Origin of the sequence: Plantactinospora mayteni (genome assembly GCF_016862935.1) — a bacterium.
GTDB classification, from domain to species: Bacteria; Actinomycetota; Actinomycetes; order Mycobacteriales; family Micromonosporaceae; genus Plantactinospora; species Plantactinospora mayteni.
In genome coordinates, this window is sequence record NZ_BONX01000058.1 from 1 (window position 1) to 18,513 (window position 18,513).

Below are 18,513 nucleotides of genomic sequence, written 5' to 3' on the forward strand. Positions count from 1 at the left end.
GCCGAGCCGACTCGATCATGAAATCGAACCGGACACGGTACCCAGAGCGCCCAGGCGCGTACCGGCGAACACGATCCGGCACCCGGCGCTCCGGCATGCGCTGGAGTGCACCCGCTGACCGGTTCGCCGGTAGGAGCGCGGTCTGTGCCACGGCGAGTATCCCTGGCTGGACGCGTTCACGCTTGGGCAAGGTAACCGAACGCGCCGGCATCGCGGCCGACAACTCGCCCTGGTCGGGGGAGAACGCTGTAGCCGAGGCGGTGGCCGAGCTTGTCGAGAAGAGACTGGCAGCGTCCCGGCGGCGCCAACACCCGAGCATCGACAACCAAGTCTCCCGGGTACGCCCGGCACCGGGCGTACCCGAGACGACACACCGGGATCCGATTTGCTGATCCGGCGGCGTTTGGTCACCGACACGGCCGAATAGCGTCAGCGCTCGCCGCAAAGGTCGATCACGGTCTCCGCCGCCTACTCGGCCTGCTGTAGCCGCTCTGCGATCTTGGCGGGGCCACGGACGTTTCTGTCACCGACGGAGGCATGCAGCTCGGCAACACCCGCCGGACCGAGCAGCGGAAGATAATCCTCCGGGCTGTCGAGGCACGAGGTGAACTCGGGCGCCGTAACGATCTCGGCCAGCCGGTCTCGCAGGTCGTCAGGGTCAGGTCGCAACGCTCCGCAGAGCCGGATGTGGGCCGCACGCACGGCGTCACCGATCTCTTCCGCCTCGTCTTCGTAGCCGTGGTGCGCGTCGTAGAGGTGACTGGCCAGGTCGTCCCAGACCTCAGCCGCATGCTCGACCACGTCAAGGGCACCGTCGGTGGCCGCGCGCTGAACGAGGAGTTCCAACTCGTCGACGATCCACTGACCGGCCTTCACGACATCGTGCAGTTCCCACTCCCCTGCCGTCGCCTCGTTCGCCAGGTTGTCGATGGTCCGGCGTACGTTGGCCAACTCGGCGTCGGTCGGCGCCCCGAGCCGTCCGGCGTACGTCAGCAGTCGGGTTGCCAGGCGTCGGTCCTGTACCGCGTGCTCGGCGACCAGCATTGCCAGCCGACGGGCCGGTACGGTGGCCGCGATCTCGGCCAATCGGCGTACCTCGGGGTCGACCGCGAGCTGTGATGGTGGGGTGGCCGCCGATGCCCAGACGAAGTCGTCCCGGAGTGCGCCGAGGGTGAGCGCCACGGCGTGCACACAGAGCTCGTCGGGATCGGTCGGGTCGCCGCCACAGTCGCATTCGGCGGTGAACTCGCCGCCGACCACTCCCACCCACACCTCGTATCCGGGTTCACTCCCCCGATCGAGTACGCAGGAGGCTCCGCCTCCGAACGACGTAATCTCCCCCAGTCGTCCCGACTCCACCAGCGTTCCCGCGTCCTGAATGGTCGCGGGCGCCACGGCGTTGCGGATCGCGTCGATGTCCAGTCGCACAGCCACGCAGACATCTAACGGGATACGCACGGCCGGGTCGCGTCAGGGGTGGAACACGAACAGATCCGCAAGCTGCACCCCGACACGCCGATCCCCGCCGTACACCGTACCGACGCGTTGCGCGACCAGACCCGGCACCTGCGCGAGCGCTACCGTACTCACGGCACGACCCGCATCAGGAACTCAGCGACGTTCCGGAGCGTCCGTGGGATTCAGCGCCGCGACGATCGCCTCGGCGGTACGCCGGCCCACCCCTGGCACCTCGGCGATCTCGTCGACCGTGGCCGCCGACAGCCGCTTGACCGAGCCGAAGTGCCGCAGCAGTGCCTTGCGGCGTACCTCGCCGAGGCCGGGGACCTGGTCGAGGCCGGAGACGGTCATCCGCTTGGAGCGGCGTTGCCGGTGGAACGTGATGGCGAACCGGTGCGCCTCGTCCCGGACCCGTTGCAGCAGATAGAGCCCTTCGGAGGTGCGCGGCAGGATCACCGGGAACTCGTCGCCGGGCAGCCACACCTCCTCCAGCCGCTTGGCCAGCCCGCAGAGCGCGATGTCGTCGATGCCCAGCTCGGCCAGCACCGCCGCGGCTGCGGCGACCTGGGGTTGCCCACCGTCCACCACCACGAGCTGCGGCGGGTACGCGAACTTGCGCGGTCGCCCGGTCGTCGGGTCGATGCCGGGCCGGTCCGGGTCGGAGGCCATCTCGTCGCCGATCTCCCCGGTCTCGCCCCGGGCCTGGAGGTAGCGGGCGAACCGCCGGCGCAGCACTTCGGAGAGTGCCGACAGGTCGTCGGTGGCTCCGCGCACCACGAACCGCCGGTATTCGCTCTTGCGCGGCAGGCCGTCCTCGAAGACGACCATGCTGGCCACCACGTCGGTGCCCTGGATCTGCGACACGTCGTAGCACTCGATCCGCAGCGGCGCGGTACGCAGCCCGAGCGCCTCGGTGATCTCGTCCAGCGCCTCACTGCGGGTGGTCAGGTCACCGGCCCGGCGCAGCTTGTGCCGGGTCAGCGCCTCGGCGGCGTTGCGCGCCACGGTCTCCAGCAGCGCCTTCTTGTCACCGCGCTGCGGCACCCGCAGGGCCACCTTGCTGCCCCGATGCGCCGACAGCCACTCGGCCAGCGCGTCGACGTCGGCCGGCAGCGCCGGCACCAGCAGCTCGCGGGGCACGTCCCCCTCCCCCTCTGCCCCGCCGTAGACCTGGGAGCAGAAGTGGTGCACGAGGTCTCCGGTGGTCAGGTCCTCGACCTTCTCCACCACCCAGCCGCGCTGGCCGCGTACCCGGCCGTCCCGGACGTGGAAGACCTGGACCGCCGCCTCCAGCGGATCCTCGGCGAACGCCACCACGTCGGCGTCGGTGCCGTCGCCGAACACCACGGTCTGCTTCTCCATCGCCCGGCGCAGCGCCACGATGTCGTCGCGCAGCCGGGCGGCCCGCTCGAACTCCAGCGCCTCGCTGGCCTCGCCCATCTCGCGTTCGAGCCGGCGGACCATCTGGTCGGTACGGCCGGCCATGAAGTCGCAGAACTCGTCGACGATCCGGCGGTGCTCGTCGGCCGAGGCCCGCCCGACGCACGGTGCCGAGCACTTGCCGATGTCGCCGAGCAGGCACGGCCGGCCGATCTGCGCCTGCCGCCGGAACACCCCGGACGAGCAGGTCCGGGCCGGGAAGACCCGGAGCAGCAGGTCCAGCGTCTCGCGGATCGCCCAGGCGTGCGAGTACGGCCCGAAGTAGCGCACCCCCTTGCGCTTGGCGCCCCGCATCACCTGGAGCCGGGGGAACTCCTCGTCCAGCGTCACCGCGAGATAGGGGTACGACTTGTCGTCCCGGTAGCGCACGTTGAACCGGGGGTCGTACTGCTTGATCCAGTTGTATTCGAGCTGGAGCGCCTCGACCTCGGTGCCGACGGTGACCCAGTCCACGCTGCCGGCGGTGGTGACCATCTGCTGGGTGCGCTGGTGCAGATTCCACAGGTCGCCGAAGTAGGAATTGAGGCGGCTGCGCAGGCTCTTGGCCTTGCCGACATAGATCACCCGGCCGCTGGGATCCCAGAATCGGTATACGCCGGGCAGGTCGGGAATCGTGCCCGGTGCCGGGCGATAGGTAGCGGGGTCGGGCACGCCGACAAGCCTAGACCGAGCCTGGGACATCGCCTGGCGCGGCGACGGACAGTCGGCCGCGCCAGGCGCCTCAGGCTCAGGCTCAGGCTCAGGCCAGGACGATGTTGTCCCCGTCGACCTTGACCTTCTTCTCGGCCAGCGGCTTGGTGGCCGGGCCACCCTTGACCGAGCCGTCCGCCACGGAGAACTTGCTGAAGTGGCAACTACAGTTGATCGTGCCCCCGTCCACGCCGGTCACCGGGCACTGCTGGTGGGTGCAGATCGAGCTGAACGCCTTGAACTCGCCCTCGGTCGGCTGGGTGACCACGACCTGCTGGTCAGCGATGATCTTGCCGCCGCCGACCGGGACCTCACTCTTCTTGGCCAGCGCCGCGGCGCCGCCACCCTCGGCCGGAGCGCTCGCCGAACCGGTGGGGGCCGGAGCGCCGCCGGCCGACGGGCTGCTTCCGGTGCCGTCGAGCGCGTCGTCGTCGCCGGTGCCGCACGCGGCCAACACCACGGACACGCCCACCGCCCCCGCACCCGCCAACAGCGCCCGTCGGGTCTGCGTGCCCGGCCCGGTCAGTTCGTCACTCATACCTAGCCTTCCTATTCGGCGCCGCGCTCCTGGTCGTCCGCGGCCACGCCCGAAGACACGGATATATCCACCAACCGGTTCAACCGGGTCCGGTGTCAGGACTTCCCGGTACGCCGGCTCTTCGCCGGCCCGGTCTTCGCGGCCGTGGTCTTGGCCGTGGCATCCGCCCGGGCGGCGCCGCCCTTCACCGTACCGTCGCCGGCCCGGCCGCTGCCCGCCTTCGCGGTGCCGTCACCGGCCTTGACCGCGCCGCCGTTTGCCCTGGTCGCGCCGCTGTTGACCGGCGCGCTCCCGGTGGCCTTCGCGGTGCCGCCGCTGGCCTTCGCGGTGCTGGCCCTCGCGGTGCCGTTGGCCTTGGCGGTGCCGTTGGCCTTGGCGGCCCGGGTGGTCGCCGCGCTCGCTCCCCGGGCCAGGCCGGTCAGCCCGAGCACCGGCCGGAGGAACTGCCCGGTGTGACTCTCCGGCACCTCCGCCAGCTCTTCCGGGGTACCGGCGGCCAGCACCGTGCCGCCCCGGTGCCCGCCCTCCGGGCCCATGTCGACCAGCCAGTCGGCCGTCTTGATCACATCGAGGTTGTGCTCGATGACGATCACCGTGTTGCCCTTGTCGACCAGGCTGTCCAGCACCCCGAGCAGCTTGCGGATGTCCTCGAAGTGCAGCCCGGTGGTCGGCTCGTCGAGCACGTACACCGTGCGTCCGGTGGAGCGCTTCTGCAACTCGGAGGCGAGCTTGACCCGCTGCGCCTCTCCACCGGAGAGGGTCGGCGCCGGCTGGCCGAGCCGGACATAGCCGAGGCCCACGTCGACCAGGGTCTTCAGGTGCCGGTGGATGGCCGGGATCGCCGAGAAGAACTCGGCCGCCTCCTCGATCGGCATCTCCAGGATGTCGGAGACCGTCCGTCCCTTGTAGTGCACCTCCAGGGTCTCCCGGTTGTAGCGGGCACCCTTGCAGACCTCGCACGGCACGTAGACGTCCGGCAGGAAGTTCATCTCGATCTTGATCGTGCCGTCGCCGCTGCACGCCTCGCACCGGCCGCCCTTGACGTTGAACGAGAACCGGCCCGGCCCGTACCCCCGGACCTTCGCCTCGGTGGTCTCGGCGAAGAGCTTGCGGACGTGGTCCCAGACCCCGGTGTACGTCGCCGGGTTGGACCTCGGGGTACGCCCGATCGGCGACTGGTCGACCCCGACCACCTTGTCGACGTTCTCCAGTCCGGTGATCCGGGTGTGCCGGCCGGGCACCAGCCGGGCCCCGTTGATCTGGTTGGCGAGTACGGCGTAGAGGATGTCGTTGACCAGGGTCGACTTGCCCGAGCCGCTGACCCCGGTGACCGCGATGAACTGGCCGAGCGGGAACGACACGGTCAGGTTCCGCAGGTTGTGCTCCCGTGCCCCCTGCACCACCAGTTCCCGGCCCGGCGTCTGCGGCCGGCGCCCCTTCGGCGTCGGGATCGACCTGCGCCCGGAGAGGTACGCCCCGGTCACCGACTCGGTGTTGGCCAGCAGCTCCGGCACCGAACCGCTGTGCACGATCTTGCCGCCGTGCTCGCCGGCCCCCGGCCCGATGTCGACGATCCAGTCGGCCGTCCGGATGGTGTCCTCGTCGTGCTCGACCACGATCAGCGTGTTGCCCAGCCCCTTGAGCCGGACCAGCGTCTCGATCAGCCGGTGGTTGTCCCGCTGGTGCAGCCCGATCGACGGCTCGTCCAGCACGTAGAGCACGCCGACCAGGCCGGAGCCGATCTGGGTGGCGAGCCGGATCCGCTGCGCCTCGCCGCCGGAGAGCGTGCCGGCCGGCCGGTCCAGCGACAGGTAGTCGAGGCCGACGTCGACCAGGAAGCGCAGCCGGGCGTTGATCTCCTTGAGCACCCGCTCGGCGATCATCTTCTGCCGGTCGGTGAGGGTCATCCCGGCGAGCAGTTCCGCGCACTCACCGACCGAGAGCGCGCAGACCTCGGCGATGTTCCGGCCGCCGAGGGTGACCGCCAGCACCTCGGGCTTGAGCCGGCTGCCCCGGCAGACCGGGCAGGGCACGTCCCGCATGTAGCCCTCGTACTTGTCGCGGGACCAGTCCGACTCGGTGTCGTTGTGCCGCCGCTCGACCCACTGCACCGCGCCCTCGAAGCCGGTGTAGTAGGAGCGCTCGCGGCCGTACTTGTTGCGGTAGCGCACGTGCACCTGGTCGCCCGAGCCGTGCAGGATGGTCTTCTGCGCCCGGGACGAGAGCGCCCGCCACGGGGTGTCGAGGTCGAAGTGCTCGGCCTCGCCCAGCGCCTGCAACAGGCGGAGGAAATATTCCTGGGTCTGCCCGCCGGACCACGGCTGGACGGCACCCTCACGCAGCGTCCGCTCCCCGTCCGGGATGATCAGGTCGGCGTCGACCTCCTTCTTGGTGCCCAGTCCGGTGCACTCGGGGCAGGCGCCGTACGGGGCGTTGAAGGAGAAGACCCGGGGCTCCAGGTCCTCGATCGCCAGCGGGTGGTCGTTGGGGCAGGCCAGGTGCTCGGAGTAGCGCCGCTCCCGCTGCGGGTCGTCCTCGGGCAGGTCGACGAAGTCGAGCAGTACCAGCCCGCCGGAGAGGCCGAGCGTGGCCTCGACCGAGTCGGTGAGCCGCTGCTTGGCGCTCGCCTTGACGGTGAGCCGGTCCACCACCACCTCAATGGTGTGCTTCTCCTGCTTCTTCAGCTTGGGCGGCTCGGTCAGCGGATAGACCACCCCGTCGACCCGGGCCCGGGCGTAGCCCTTGGCCTGGAGTTCGGCGAAGAGGTCGACGTATTCCCCCTTGCGGCCTCGGATCACCGGGGCCAGCACCATGAACCGGGTGCCCTCGTCCATCGCCAGCACCCGGTCGACGATCTGCTGCGGGCTCTGCCTGGAGATCTTCTCGCCGCAGATCGGGCAGTGCGGCTCGCCGACGCGGGCGAAGAGCAGCCGGAGATAGTCGTAGACCTCGGTGATGGTGCCGACGGTGGAGCGCGGGTTGCGCGAGGTGGACTTCTGGTCGATCGAGACGGCCGGGCTCAGCCCCTCGATGAAGTCGACGTCCGGCTTGTCCATCTGGCCGAGGAACTGCCGGGCGTACGACGACAGTGACTCGACGTAACGCCGCTGCCCCTCGGCGAAAATGGTGTCGAAGGCCAGACTGGATTTACCGGAACCGGAGAGCCCGGTGAAGACGATCATGGCGTCGCGCGGCAGGTCGAGGTTGACGTCGCGCAGGTTGTGTTCACGCGCGCCACGGATGATCAGTCGGTCGGCCACTGTCCGCGCACTCCCGAGGAGAAAAGATATGTTCTGTCCGATTTATCGGCGCAGAGGAGCGCCTCGGCAACTCTAGCCCCGGCGTATGACAGTTTTCCGCACCGGCAGATTCCCGCAGGTCAACGCCCCCGGGCCCCGGCAGCTCAACGCCCCGGGCCGCCCCGACTCCGCTGCTCCTTGCGAATCCGCCTCCCTTTGTACCGCTCCTCCGCCGCCAACCGCGCGTCCCGCCGGTGTGTCTCGTACGCCACCTCGCGCTGGAGCTTCTGCCAACTCGCCCAGCGCCGAGGGCTCAGCTCGCCGGTCTCCAGCGCGGCCTGGACCGCGCACCCCGGCTCGCCCCGGTGCCCGCAGTCGGCGAACCGGCAGGCCGCGACGAGTGCCGCCACGTCGGCGAACGCCCGGTCCAGCCCGACCGCCGCGTCGAGCAGCCCGACCGCCCGTACCCCCGGGGTGTCCAGCACCGCGCCGCCGCCCGGGATCGGGATCAGTTGCCGGTGCGTGGTGGTGTGCCGGCCCTTGCCGTCCACCCCGCGTACCCCCTGGGTGGTCATCACCGTCGCGCCGGCCAGCGCGTTCACCAGCGTCGACTTGCCGGCACCGGACGGTCCGAGCAACGCCAGCGTGCGGCCGGCGGCTATCCACGGACGCAGCCCGGCCAGCCCGGTCCCGCGCTGGGCACTCACCGGCAGCACCTCGACGCCCGGCGCCACCTGGCTGAGCTGCTTGGCCACCGCCACCGGATCGGCGACCAGGTCACACTTGGTGAGTACCACCAGCGGGGTGGCGCCGGACTCCCAGGCCAGCGCGAGCAGCCGCTCGATCCGGGCCACGTCCGGCGACGGATGCAGCGGCTCGATCACCGCCGCCGCGTCGACGTTGGCCGCCAGCACCTGGCCGGTCGAGTCCTTGTCGGCGGTACGCCGCACGATCGCGGTACGCCGGGGCAGCACCGCCTCCACGGTGAGCCGCCGGTCCGGCCAGTCCCGGACCAGCACCCAGTCCCCCGCACACGGCAGGTTGACCGCATCCCGGGCCGCCGCGACCATGACGCCGCCGCCGAGACTGGCCCGAACCGGGCCGTGTGTACCGAGCACCGTGCAGATTCCCCGGTCGGCCCGGACCACCCGCCCGGGCCGTAGTTCGTCGCCGCGTTCCGGGTACGCCGCGGCCAGTGACGCGTCCCAGCCGAGGGACGCGAGGTCGAAGGTCATGTCAACCCTTGTCGTCAGGAGTGGAATTCAGCAGTCGAATCCAGAAGTGGAAACGGTGGCCCCGCGCACGGCGACCGGCATGCATCCCACCTCCTCACGCCTTGCGGGTACGACCTCGACGGTAGGTGCTGGCCCGACCGAACCGAAAGCCAATTCCGGCCCACCGGTGTGCGGACGGTCCGGTCGTCGAGCGCTATCGTCGTGAGTCGTGACAATCGACCCACTCGCGCTGCTGCCCGAGGTGAACCGGGCGACGGACCGGCTGTTCCGGACCGTGGACGGGCTCGACGACGCGGCGATCGGCGAGCCGTCCCTGCTTCCCGGCTGGACCCGGGGACACGTGCTCACCCATCTCGCCCGGAACGCCGACGGCTTTGTCAACCTGCTGACCTCGGTGCGTACCGGCGAGGAGATCCCGCAGTACCCGAGCTTGGCGGTCCGGAACGCGGACATCGCGGCCGGCGCGGCCCGGCCGGCCGCCGTCCACCTCGCCGACCTGCGGGCCAGCGCGGAGCGGTTCGCCGAGGCCGCCCGGGCGCTGTCGCCCGAGGGCTGGGCCGCACAGGTCCGCTCCACCCGGGGGATCCTGCCCGCCGCCGCCCTGACGTGGGGGCGGCTGCGCGAGGTGGAGGTGCACCACGTCGACCTCGCCGCCGGCTACCGGACCGCCGACTGGCCGGACGCGTTCGGCCAGCGGCTGCTGCACGAGGTGGTGCACCACCTGGCCGAGCGGGACGACCCACTCGCCCTGGTACTGCTGCCGGCCGAGACCGGGCAGCCCCTGACTATCAACAGCGGTCGGGGCCGGCCGGTCGGCATCCCGGCCTCGGAGAGCGGCCCGGAACTGCGCACCGTCGCCGGCCCGGCGCACGAGCTGGCCGGCTGGCTGACCGGCCGGAGCACCGGTACCGGCCTGGTCGTCACGCCCACCGGGCCACTGCCGGCACCGCCGGCCTGGATCTGATCCGCCGACCGACCCTGCTTCGCCGACCCACTCGGAGGCACCCGACATGAGCTACACCGGAGACGTCGTCGCCGACGGCCCACCCGACGTACGCGAGCTGACCGGCCTCACCGTCAGCAAGCTCTCGGTCGGCCCGATGGACAACAACGCGTACCTGCTGCGCTGCAACTCCACCGGAGACCAGGTGTTGGTCGACGCGGCCAACGAGGCGCCCCGGCTGCTGGAGTTGGTCGGCGACGGTGGCCTGGCCGCCGTGGTCACCACGCACCGGCACATGGACCACTGGGTCGCCCTGGAGGAGGTGGTGGCCAGCACCGGGGCCCGGTCGCTGGTACACGCCGCCGACGCGGACGGGCTGCCGATCCCCTCCGAGCCGCTCGCCGACGGCGACCGGGTCCGGGTCGGCGACTGCGAACTCGAAGTGATCCACATCGTCGGGCACACCCCGGGGTCCGTCGCGCTGCTCTATCGGGACGAGATCGACGGTACGCACCTCTTCACCGGGGACTCGCTGTTTCCGGGCGGGGTGGGCAACACCGACCGTGACCCGGTGCGGTTCGGTTCGCTGATCGACGACGTGGAGCAGAAGATCTTCGACCGGCTGCCGGACGAGACCTGGTTCTATCCGGGTCACGGCCGGGACAGCACGCTCGGCGCCGAGCGGCCGTCGCTGCCGGAGTGGCGCGCCCGGGGCTGGTGAACCCGGTCCCCTCGGGACGCGTCGACGCTTGGCCGGGTTGGCTAATGAGTGTAGCTTTAAAGCTATGACTGACGTCCGCTACCTTCGCCGCCCGGAGGGGCGGATCGCGTACGACCTGTGGGACGGTGACGGTCCGCTGGTGATCTGCGCATCGGGGATGGGCGAGCTGCGCCAGTCGTACCGGCTGCTCGCGCCGAAGCTGGTCGAGGCGGGCTACCGGGTGGCCGTCATGGACATCCGGGGGCACGGCGACAGCGACGCCAGCTTCTCGGCGTACGACGACGTCGCGCTCGCCAGCGACCTGCTCGCGCTCATGGACGAACTCGGCGGGTCGGCGTACCTGGTCGGCAACTCCATGGGTGCCGGAGCCGCCGTGATCGCCGCCGCCGACGCCCCGGCGAAGGTACGCGGCCTCGCCCTGCTCGGCCCGTTCGTCCGGAATCCCGCCGGAGCCGCCGTACTGAACCTGCTGTTCCGGATCATGCTCGTCCGGCCCTGGGGCCCGGCGGCCTTCCTCGGCTACTACCCGAAATGGCTGCCCGGCACCAAGCCCGAGGGGTACGAGCAGCACCTCGCCCGGGTCCGCGACAACCTGCGCCGGCCCGGGCACTGGCGGGCCTTCGTGCGGACCACCCGCACCTCGCACGAGCCGGCCCGGCGACGGCTGCCCGAGGTGTCGGCCCCCGCCGTCGTGGTGATGGGCGCCGCCGACGTGGACTGGAAGGACCCGGCGGCCGAGGCCCACTGGATCGGCGAACAACTCGGTGCCGAGGTGGTGCTGGCCCCCGGAGTGGGTCACTTCCCGCAGGCCCAGGCACCCGACGCGGTGGCGGCCGTGGTGACCCGTCTGGTCGAACGGGTCCGCTGAGTCTCCGGTGTGGACCATGCCAGCAGCGGTGTTCCCCGGTGCCGGCAATGCCACCGAGCAGGCATTTTCCGGCATGGCGACCGATGGTCCGGCGGAAAAGCCGAAAAGATGTTGCTCCGTGCCGGGGCGGCCCCTACCGTAGTTACCACAGCGATCAACAGAACCGACACCGAATCGACAGCGAACGACAGGGAGCATCCGATGTTGTGGCAGGCCTCATCGCGAGCGTGGCGGCAGCAGCCGTACGCCTCGGCGGGCTACGCCATGCCCGGGCGCCCCGTCCACCTAAGCGCCGGCGAATGTGCCGAGCTGGGCGGCTGGCGGACGTAACGCGACTCCACTCGCGTCTACGCCGCCCTCCCAGACCCGGGACCGGGCGGCGTTTCTTTTGCCCACACGGGTCCTCACCACACAGGGGTGTGGCGCAACTGGCAGCGCAGCGGCCTCCAAATCCGAAGGTTGCAGGTTCGAGTCCTGTCACCCCTGCTTATTCCCCCGACCTCGGCCGGCGGGACCGGTACCACGTTGAAAACTCCACAGTGGATGGCATTGATGATGCCCGGCCGGCGCCGTACCACCGTGCCGGCCGGGCGGATCCGGGGCGAGGGAGACGGCTGACCCGCCTGTTTTGGGTACAGGAGACACCGAGTTCGATTCTCGGGTCCCGGACGCTGAATCTGGGGCGGCAGCGCCCCGCCCGGACCGTTGGAGTAGTGGTTATCTCGCCAGACTCTCACTCTGGAGAAGGCCGGTTCGATTCCGGCACGGTCTACGCACGACATCGCGGCCATAGCTCAACGGCAGAGCGCCTGGCTTCCACCCAGAGGACCGGAGTTCGATTCTCCGTGGCCGCTCGGCAGGACCCGTCGGGGAATGGTGTAACTGGCAACATGCCCGGCTTTGAACCGGGAGACGGTAACGCTCGTGCTGGTTCGAATCCAGCTTCCCCGGCCACCCGCTCCGGTAGCCCAACGGCAGGAGGCAGCGCGCTCAAAACGCGCACAGTGTGCGTTCGAATCGCACCCGGAGCATTTTCCCATGCGGCTGTAGCGCAGTTGGTAGCGCGCCACCTTGCCATGGTGGAGGTCCCGGGTTCAAATCCCGGTAGCCGCTCCGAGCACCGTGATGAGAGTTCCGTGACGGTGCTTCCTGACGAGAGTTCCGTGACATCGACGAGAGAAGGGGGTATCCGGTGGACGTCCTGGTCATCAACGCCGACCTCGGCCCGCTCCACCGGGTCAGTCTCCGGCACGCCGTACGGATGCTGGTCCGGCGGGTCGCCGAGGTGCACGAGGCCGTACCGGACCGGCTGATCGGGGTCTACCCGGTGCCGACGGTCGTCCGACTGGTCAAGTACGTCGTCACCAGGTGGCGCTTCAGCTCGGGACCGGCCTGGTCCCGGTCGGGTGTGCTCACCCGGGACGGGCGCCGGTGCGGCTACTGCGGCGGTCACGCGAGCACCGTCGACCACATCCTGCCCCGCTCCCGCGGTGGCCGGAACACCTGGACCAACACCGTCGCCTCCTGCGACGGCTGCAATCAGCGCAAGGCAGACCGCACCCCCGCCGAGGCGGGCATGGTGCTGCGGTCGGCGGCGACGGTACCCGGTTGGGCCGCGCTGACCCGGCGCTGACGGCGGCCGGCGGATTCTCCCCCGCCGGCCGCCATTCCCGGATCGTCCAACGGTAGGACATCTGATTCTGGCTCAGAAAATCGAGGTTCGAATCCTTGTCCGGGAGCGCGATGCCCTCGTGGCCCAATTGGTAGAGGCGCCAGGTCGAGAGCCTGGTCACGTGCGCGTTCGAATCGCGCCGAGGGCACTTCGGGGTGGGTGCTGGTGCACAGTGTTGCCTTGCAAGCTGCGCGTGCGCGGTTCGATCCCGCGTCACTCCACTGAACCTTCTTCAACTCGAACCGCAGCGCTCACACACCGCGTCCGACCCTGCGGTCTGACGGACCGCAAGGGGCGGTTGAAAAGGTTCACTCATGCCCGGGTAGCCCAACGGAAGAGGCCGCCGGCCCAGAACCGGTGCGTTGCAGGTTCGACTCCTGCTCCGGGTACGTACGCGCCGTCGGCGCGGTTCGGAAGGATGGCCGAGAGGTCCAAGGCGCCGCCCCGCTAAGGCGGACCGGCTCACACCCGGCGAGGGTTCGAATCCCTCTCCTTCCGCTTCATGCCCTTGTAGCTCAGCGGATAGAGCGGCGGCCTACGAAGCCGTGTCGAGCGGAGGTTCGAATCCTCCCAGGGGTACGACATCGGGACGTGGCGCAGCTTGGTAGCGCGCCGCACTGGGGCGGAGGTCGTCGGTTCAAGTCCGGCCGTCCCGACTGAACTCTTTCCACACCGGGTCGCCGTACCTGGCGACGACGGCTATCGTCTGCCCGACGCTGACCGAAAGGATCATGGTGCCGAATCCCACCGAACTGCACAAGGTCAATGCGCTGGTGCAGGGCTTCAAGCCGCAGGCCAAGCGGGAACTCACCGACGCACACCGGCGTACCCAGAAGGCACCCCCGCTCTCCGGCATCTCCCGGACCTACCAGCCGTTCGCCGACGACATCCGCGAGCAGTTGCCGCCGGAGTCGACCCGGGTGCAGTACACCGTCCAGGAGGTCCTCGACGAGGTCGCCGCCACCATGGGCCGGCTCTTCGACCTCCAGTTCCTCCAGGACACTGGCAACGCCACCGCCAAGGCCGACGTGGTGGTCGACGGCCGGACGCTGGTCCGGGAGGCACCGGTCACCTACCTGCTCTTCCTGGAGAAGCAGCTCGTCGACTTGCGTACCTTCGTCGACGGACTGGCCACCCTGGACGCGGCGGAGCGGTGGGAGTTCGACCCCGACCGCGGCTGCTACGCGAGTACGCCGAGCCAGACGCAGAAGATGCGCAAGGTGCACCGCAACCACGTGAAGGCCGAGGCGACCGAGAAGCACCCGGCGCAGGTCGAGGTCTACACCGAGGACGTACCGGTGGGCACCTGGACCACGGTGAAGCTCTCCGGCGCCCTGCCGGCCGAGCGGGTCAAGGTGTTGCGCGGCCGGGTCGACAAGCTGCTGGAGGCGGTGAAGGTGGCCCGCGAGGAGGCGAACAGCAGCACCGTCGAGGACGACACCGTCGGCGACGAGGTGTTCGGCTACCTGTTCGGGTAGTCTCCCAGGCACCCCCTGTGGAGCGGGGGGTGGCGCGAGATGCGTCGAGACTGAGGCTGACCTGTCAGACTCATCAACGGTGACGGTTCCAGTGGAGGTTCGAATCCTCCCCTTGGCACTTCGGGCCGAGGTAGCCCAACCGGCAGAGGCAGACCGGCACCGAGCAGGCTGAGACTATCGCTCCAGGCTCAGCACCCCCACCGATCGCCAGATCTACCGACCACGACAATCTCGACGGGATGCTGGTTCGAGTCCAGTCTGCCGCTCTCCCTGCGGCGGTCGCTTAATGGCAAAGCACGTCGAATGCAGGCTGATCGTGGAGCTTAAACGCCGCTGGCGTGCGAACGGGTGGAACTTCAGGGCCCCCGGGGTCGGGCATACCCCGGGGGTCCGCCAAACTCTCGGAAGGCGCCGCCCGGTGGCGGGCGACCGGTCTTGAAAACCGGGGTGTCGGCAACGGCAGGGGTTCGACTCCTCCGCTTTCCTCAACACATTTCATACGCCGCTAGCTCAATGGTCAGAGCAACGCACTCTTAATGCGTGGGTTCAGGGTTCGAGTCCCTGGCGGCGTACTCGCGGGATGGCGCAGTGGTAGCGCGGCGGTCTCATAAACCGCAGGCCCCGGGTTCGACTCCCGGTCCCGCCCCCGTTCCGGTAGCTCAGTCGGGAGAGCATCGCGTCGACATCGCGAGGGTCGCTGGTTCGAGTCCAGCTCGGAACACGTACATGGCGCCGTGGACGAGTGGCAAGAGTCGCCAGGCTTTCACCCTGGAGTTCGCGGGTTCGAATCCCGTCGGCGCTACTCCACTCCCCACCTGGGGAGCGATACCCGGATAGCTCAGTGGTGGCAGCGCCTCGTTCACACCGAGGAGGTCCCTGGTTCGATCCCAGGTCCGGGTACGGCCGAACGGCCACGATGGTGACTGTAGCTCAGCCGGAAGAGCGCCGGACTGTGGATCCGGAGGTCGCAGGGTTCGAGTCCCGCCAGTCACCCCACGCGGGTGCGCCGACGCTGGAGAGTCGGGCCTGTCTGTAGAACAGGTGCTTCGCGCTGAGGAGGTTCGAGTCCTCCCACCCGCACGTCGAGCCCGGTCGTCGGGCACCTTCCTCGCCTCGTTTCGTCCCCGGTGGGGCGCCCCGCCTGCAAAGCGGGTGATGCGGGTTCGACTCCCGGCGAGGTCTCGATGCCATCCACTGTGGACACCATGGGCGCGGGCGTTGGCTGCTCGGCCGTCACTCATAATGACGGTGTGCCCGGTTCGACACCGGGGCCCATGACTTGCCGGCCGGCGGTGGTGGTGACGGGGGAACGCCGGCCGGCGCCCCACCACGTTCCAGCGCCGAGGCCGGCTCAGGTTCGAGGTGTCCGTCCGGCCCACCAGGCGCGTACGCCGAGTATGCCGACCGCGGTGCCGATCGCCAGGGACGCCCCGATCAGCAGCGCGTGCACCCACAGGAAGCTCGTCGGGCTGCCCTGCCCGATCTCGCCGGTCGACCAGGCTCGGGCGTCGTTCCAGATCGCGACGGCGAACCGGGGCCAGATCACCCAGGTCCACACGCCGACCAGGATCAGGAAACCGGCCCAGCGCCGCGACAACACCATGGCAGCCCAGTATGCCAGCCGGGCAGGGCCGGCCCCGGCCGGTGACATCCCCCGGGCCGGTGTCAACGCCGGTCGACGTTCCCGCCGGAGTCGACAGCCGGACCGGCGGACCGGTCACCCCCTGACCGGCCCGCCGGTCCGACCCGGCTACGCGACCACGCCCCCAACCGGCCGTTGCCCCGGCCCGTCCCGGCACCCCCGTGACCGCGATCCCCCCGGGGTGGCGCCGGCCAGCCACCCACAGCCGGCCGGCACCACCCGGTCACCCCCCGACCACCAGCCGCCCGGTCAGCCCCCCGACCACCGAGCCCACCTGGTCAGCCCTGGACCGTCGAGGCGAGTCGGCGACGTACGCCGAGCAGGACGAGGCCGCCGAAGATCATCCCGAAGGCCACCGTGCCCAGCAGCGCGAACGACTCGCCGGGCAGCAGCCCGCCGACCGACCGGGCCACGATGCCGAGCACCATGTAGAGCCCGGCCCAGAGCACCGCGCCGACCGCCGCGAAGCCCAGGAACCGCCGGTACGACATCCGCAGCCCACCCGCCGCGAGCGGCAGCAGCGCGTTCAGTACCGGCAGGAAGGGCGCCACCATCACCATCCGGCCCCCGCCACTGCCGAGCATCCGTTCGGCAGCCGACCAGCGCGCCTCCCCAATCCACGCCCCGGTACGGCTGCGCCGCAACCGGGCGCCGAACCGCCGGCCAGCGAAGAAGGTGAGCGACCAGCCGCCGAGGCAGCCGCCGATCACCGCCAGGAACGCCCCCACACTGGCCGGCCGCCCGACCCCCACCGCGGCCAGTACCGCGACGTCGCCGGGCACGAGTACGCCGAGCAGCGGAATCGCGTCCAGCATCATGACACCGCCGAGCACCGCCAGGAAGACCCCCGGCGGCAGTTCCCCCACCTGATCCAGCCAGTCCGCCACGTCAGGAACGTTACGGTCGGAACGGCCGCCCGGACATCCGGGTCGAGCCCTGGTAAGCGGCGTGGGCGACCCTGACTCGATCTAGGGGTGACTCCACCGTCCGGCGTAGGCCGGAGGTTTGTACGACTCCCGACTTCCGCCCGCACCGAGCACCTCGGGACGCTACTGTCGGTGACGTACAGGGCACGCCACGCACCGGGCGCGCCGCTAAGGAGACACCCATGGCAAGCGGAACCGTCAAGTGGTTCAACTCGGAAAAGGGCTTCGGCTTCATCGAGCAGGACGGCGGAGGGCCGGACGTGTTCGTCCACTACTCCGCGATCGCGACGTCCGGCTACCGCGAGCTGAACGAGGGGCAGAAGGTCGATTTCGACGTGACCCAGGGCGAGAAGGGCCCGCAGGCGGCTAACGTCCAGCCGCGCTGACCAGCTCGGCACCGGCCGGGCCGGCCGGTGCCGGCAGCTCCGTGCCCTGCTGCGATTCGGGCAGGTCACGGCGCTTACGCAGCGGACCGGTCAGCAGGATCAGCCCGCTCAACGCCAGCCCGCCGGTGATGACCCACATCGCCGGGCGGAGGCCGAGCGCCGTACCGAGGGCGCCGCCGAGCACGGCACCGAGCGGGAGGGTGCCGAGGTTGACCACCTGCATGGTCACGCTGACCCGGCCGAGCAGCCGGTGTGGCACGTACGCCTGGCGGAAGCCGGACTTGATCACGTTGCCGGCGACCACTCCGGTGCCGATCACCACTCCGGCCAGCACCAGCAGGCCGAGCCGGGCACCGGGGGCGGTCATCGGGATCAGCAGCGCGAACGGTTCCGCACCGAGGGCGCAGAGCAGCATCGCGCGGGCACTGCCGAGGCGCCGGGACAGCGTGGTGGCGATCGCGGCGCCGACGACCCCGCCGAGGCTCATCACGGCGACCAGGCCGCCGACCGTACCCGGGCCCAGCCCTACCTCGCGGACCAGGAAGACGACCAGGATCGCCTGGTAGCCGATCAGGCCGAGGTTGCTGGCCGCACCCCAGACGGCGATCACCCGCAGGTAGGGGTCGCGGGCGGTGAACCGTACCCCTTCGGCGATCTGCCGGCCGAGGCCCCCGGCGGGATCGGCGACCCGGCGTGGCTCCCTGCGCCGGATCGCCAGCAGGCAGGCGGCCGAGCCGAGGAAGCCGAGCACGTCCGCCAGCAGCGCGGTCGCCGCACCGACCAGGCTGGCCAGCAGGCCGGCCGCGCCCGGGCCGGCCACCTGGGCCACCGCCTCGGTGCCCTGGAGCTTCGCGTTTCCCTCGGCCAGGTCGGCCCGGTCCAGCAGGGTAGGCAGATAGACCTGGTACGCGGTGTTGAAGAAGACGCTCACCGTGCCGCCGGCCAGCGCGACGGCCAGCAGTTGCCCGATGGTGAGTACGTCGAGCCAGCCGGCGATCGGCACGCTGGCGAAGAGCAGCGCGGCGACCAGGTCGCAGGTCACCATCACCGGCCGACAGCGCAGCCGGTCCACCCAGGCGCCGGCCGGCAGTCCGATCAGCACCCAGGGCAGCCACGCGGCGGCGGTCAGCAGCGCCACCTGGAAGGTGCTGGCGCCGAGGGTGGCGACCGCGACCAGCGGCAGCGCCACGCTGGTGACGCTGGCGCCGAAGGTACTGCCGGCCTGGCCGATCCAGAGCAGCCGGAAGTCCCGTTGCCGGAGCAGGCTCATCGCGTCT

The 18,513-nt window shown here is 70.4% G+C and carries 13 protein-coding genes, 20 tRNA genes and 1 pseudogene; 26 read left to right on the forward strand and 8 right to left on the reverse strand.

Annotated features, from left to right (window positions below; translation table 11 throughout):
- Nucleotides 1-468 precede the first annotated feature (468 nt).
- From Pma05_RS36485 to rsgA, 5 genes and pseudogenes are all read right to left on the reverse strand, one after another.
- On the reverse strand, nucleotides 469-1,434 hold the full coding sequence (locus tag Pma05_RS36485; protein ID WP_203862104.1) for a hypothetical protein: 966 nt from the start codon (nucleotides 1,432-1,434) through the stop codon (nucleotides 469-471).
- A gap of 177 nt (nucleotides 1,435-1,611) precedes the next feature.
- Nucleotides 1,612-3,549 (reverse strand): excinuclease ABC subunit UvrC, encoded by a 1,938-nt coding sequence (gene uvrC / locus Pma05_RS36490; protein WP_203862105.1) that lies wholly within the window; start codon nucleotides 3,547-3,549, stop codon nucleotides 1,612-1,614.
- An 88-nt stretch (nucleotides 3,550-3,637) separates the two neighbouring features.
- A complete protein-coding gene (locus tag Pma05_RS36495; RefSeq protein ID WP_203862106.1) occupies nucleotides 3,638-4,126 on the reverse strand; it encodes a Rieske (2Fe-2S) protein in 489 nt (162 codons plus the stop codon).
- 317 nt (nucleotides 4,127-4,443) lie between these two features.
- Nucleotides 4,444-7,386: pseudogene (gene uvrA / locus Pma05_RS36500) on the reverse strand (excinuclease ABC subunit UvrA); the annotation flags it as partial.
- 143 nt (nucleotides 7,387-7,529) lie between these two features.
- Nucleotides 7,530-8,600 (reverse strand): ribosome small subunit-dependent GTPase A, encoded by a 1,071-nt coding sequence (gene rsgA / locus Pma05_RS36505; protein WP_203862107.1) that lies wholly within the window; start codon nucleotides 8,598-8,600, stop codon nucleotides 7,530-7,532.
- Nucleotides 8,601-8,808: 208 nt separating this feature from the next.
- Between rsgA and Pma05_RS36510 the strand changes: the two genes are divergently transcribed.
- The 25 genes from Pma05_RS36510 to Pma05_RS36630 all read left to right on the forward strand — a co-directional run bounded on the left by Pma05_RS36510 (nucleotide 8,809) and on the right by Pma05_RS36630 (nucleotide 15,362).
- Complete coding sequence (locus Pma05_RS36510; RefSeq protein ID WP_203862108.1) at nucleotides 8,809-9,564, forward strand: maleylpyruvate isomerase family mycothiol-dependent enzyme; 756 nt, start codon at nucleotides 8,809-8,811, stop codon at nucleotides 9,562-9,564.
- 46 nt (nucleotides 9,565-9,610) lie between these two features.
- Nucleotides 9,611-10,264 (forward strand): MBL fold metallo-hydrolase, encoded by a 654-nt coding sequence (locus tag Pma05_RS36515; protein ID WP_203862109.1) that lies wholly within the window; start codon nucleotides 9,611-9,613, stop codon nucleotides 10,262-10,264.
- 64 nt (nucleotides 10,265-10,328) lie between these two features.
- Nucleotides 10,329-11,132 (forward strand): alpha/beta fold hydrolase, encoded by an 804-nt coding sequence (locus Pma05_RS36520; protein ID WP_203862110.1) that lies wholly within the window; start codon nucleotides 10,329-10,331, stop codon nucleotides 11,130-11,132.
- 413 nt (nucleotides 11,133-11,545) lie between these two features.
- Nucleotides 11,546-11,618: transfer RNA gene (locus Pma05_RS36525), tRNA-Trp, on the forward strand.
- A gap of 213 nt (nucleotides 11,619-11,831) precedes the next feature.
- A tRNA-Glu gene (locus Pma05_RS36530) sits at nucleotides 11,832-11,904 on the forward strand.
- Between the two features lie 11 nt (nucleotides 11,905-11,915).
- Nucleotides 11,916-11,986, forward strand: a tRNA-Gly gene (locus Pma05_RS36535).
- A 13-nt stretch (nucleotides 11,987-11,999) separates the two neighbouring features.
- Nucleotides 12,000-12,086, forward strand: a tRNA-Gln gene (locus Pma05_RS36540).
- 3 nt (nucleotides 12,087-12,089) lie between these two features.
- A tRNA-Leu gene (locus Pma05_RS36545) sits at nucleotides 12,090-12,163 on the forward strand.
- 9 nt (nucleotides 12,164-12,172) lie between these two features.
- A tRNA-Gly gene (locus Pma05_RS36550) sits at nucleotides 12,173-12,245 on the forward strand.
- A 79-nt stretch (nucleotides 12,246-12,324) separates the two neighbouring features.
- Entirely contained in the window at nucleotides 12,325-12,765 is a 441-nt protein-coding gene (locus tag Pma05_RS36555) for an HNH endonuclease (RefSeq protein WP_239313859.1), read from the forward strand.
- Nucleotides 12,766-12,800: 35 nt separating this feature from the next.
- Nucleotides 12,801-12,871 (forward strand) — tRNA-Gln (locus Pma05_RS36560).
- 6 nt (nucleotides 12,872-12,877) lie between these two features.
- A tRNA-Leu gene (locus Pma05_RS36565) sits at nucleotides 12,878-12,952 on the forward strand.
- Between the two features lie 168 nt (nucleotides 12,953-13,120).
- Nucleotides 13,121-13,193: transfer RNA gene (locus Pma05_RS36570), tRNA-Leu, on the forward strand.
- Between the two features lie 23 nt (nucleotides 13,194-13,216).
- Nucleotides 13,217-13,302 (forward strand) — tRNA-Ser (locus Pma05_RS36575).
- 6 nt (nucleotides 13,303-13,308) lie between these two features.
- Nucleotides 13,309-13,383: transfer RNA gene (locus Pma05_RS36580), tRNA-Arg, on the forward strand.
- A 6-nt stretch (nucleotides 13,384-13,389) separates the two neighbouring features.
- A tRNA-OTHER gene (locus tag Pma05_RS36585) sits at nucleotides 13,390-13,460 on the forward strand.
- A 78-nt stretch (nucleotides 13,461-13,538) separates the two neighbouring features.
- A complete protein-coding gene (locus Pma05_RS36590; protein WP_239313860.1) occupies nucleotides 13,539-14,282 on the forward strand; it encodes a DUF7873 family protein in 744 nt (247 codons plus the stop codon).
- A 403-nt stretch (nucleotides 14,283-14,685) separates the two neighbouring features.
- A tRNA-Ser gene (locus Pma05_RS36595) sits at nucleotides 14,686-14,768 on the forward strand.
- 13 nt (nucleotides 14,769-14,781) lie between these two features.
- Nucleotides 14,782-14,854: transfer RNA gene (locus tag Pma05_RS36600), tRNA-Lys, on the forward strand.
- Nucleotides 14,855-14,856: 2 nt separating this feature from the next.
- Nucleotides 14,857-14,928, forward strand: a tRNA-Met gene (locus Pma05_RS36605).
- Nucleotides 14,929-14,930: 2 nt separating this feature from the next.
- Nucleotides 14,931-15,003: transfer RNA gene (locus Pma05_RS36610), tRNA-Val, on the forward strand.
- A 7-nt stretch (nucleotides 15,004-15,010) separates the two neighbouring features.
- Nucleotides 15,011-15,084: transfer RNA gene (locus Pma05_RS36615), tRNA-Glu, on the forward strand.
- Nucleotides 15,085-15,109: 25 nt separating this feature from the next.
- Nucleotides 15,110-15,182 (forward strand) — tRNA-Val (locus Pma05_RS36620).
- Nucleotides 15,183-15,201: 19 nt separating this feature from the next.
- Nucleotides 15,202-15,278: transfer RNA gene (locus tag Pma05_RS36625), tRNA-His, on the forward strand.
- 1 nt (nucleotide 15,279) lies between these two features.
- Nucleotides 15,280-15,362: transfer RNA gene (locus Pma05_RS36630), tRNA-Tyr, on the forward strand.
- A 271-nt stretch (nucleotides 15,363-15,633) separates the two neighbouring features.
- Here Pma05_RS36630 and Pma05_RS36635 read toward each other — a convergent pair.
- Both Pma05_RS36635 and Pma05_RS36640 read right to left on the reverse strand, forming a co-directional pair.
- Nucleotides 15,634-15,885, reverse strand: coding sequence for an SCO4848 family membrane protein (locus tag Pma05_RS36635; protein ID WP_203862112.1), 252 nt, complete (start codon nucleotides 15,883-15,885; stop codon nucleotides 15,634-15,636).
- A 317-nt stretch (nucleotides 15,886-16,202) separates the two neighbouring features.
- Complete coding sequence (locus Pma05_RS36640) at nucleotides 16,203-16,811, reverse strand: DedA family protein (protein ID WP_203862113.1); 609 nt, start codon at nucleotides 16,809-16,811, stop codon at nucleotides 16,203-16,205.
- A 221-nt stretch (nucleotides 16,812-17,032) separates the two neighbouring features.
- Between Pma05_RS36640 and Pma05_RS36645 the strand changes: the two genes are divergently transcribed.
- Entirely contained in the window at nucleotides 17,033-17,236 is a 204-nt protein-coding gene (locus Pma05_RS36645; RefSeq protein ID WP_203862114.1) for a cold-shock protein, read from the forward strand.
- Here the strand turns inward: Pma05_RS36645 and Pma05_RS36650 are convergent.
- Complete coding sequence (locus Pma05_RS36650; RefSeq protein ID WP_203862115.1) at nucleotides 17,217-18,506, reverse strand: MFS transporter; 1,290 nt, start codon at nucleotides 18,504-18,506, stop codon at nucleotides 17,217-17,219. The two genes, Pma05_RS36645 and Pma05_RS36650, sit on opposite strands and share 20 nt — an antisense overlap.
- Nucleotides 18,507-18,513 lie beyond the last annotated feature (7 nt).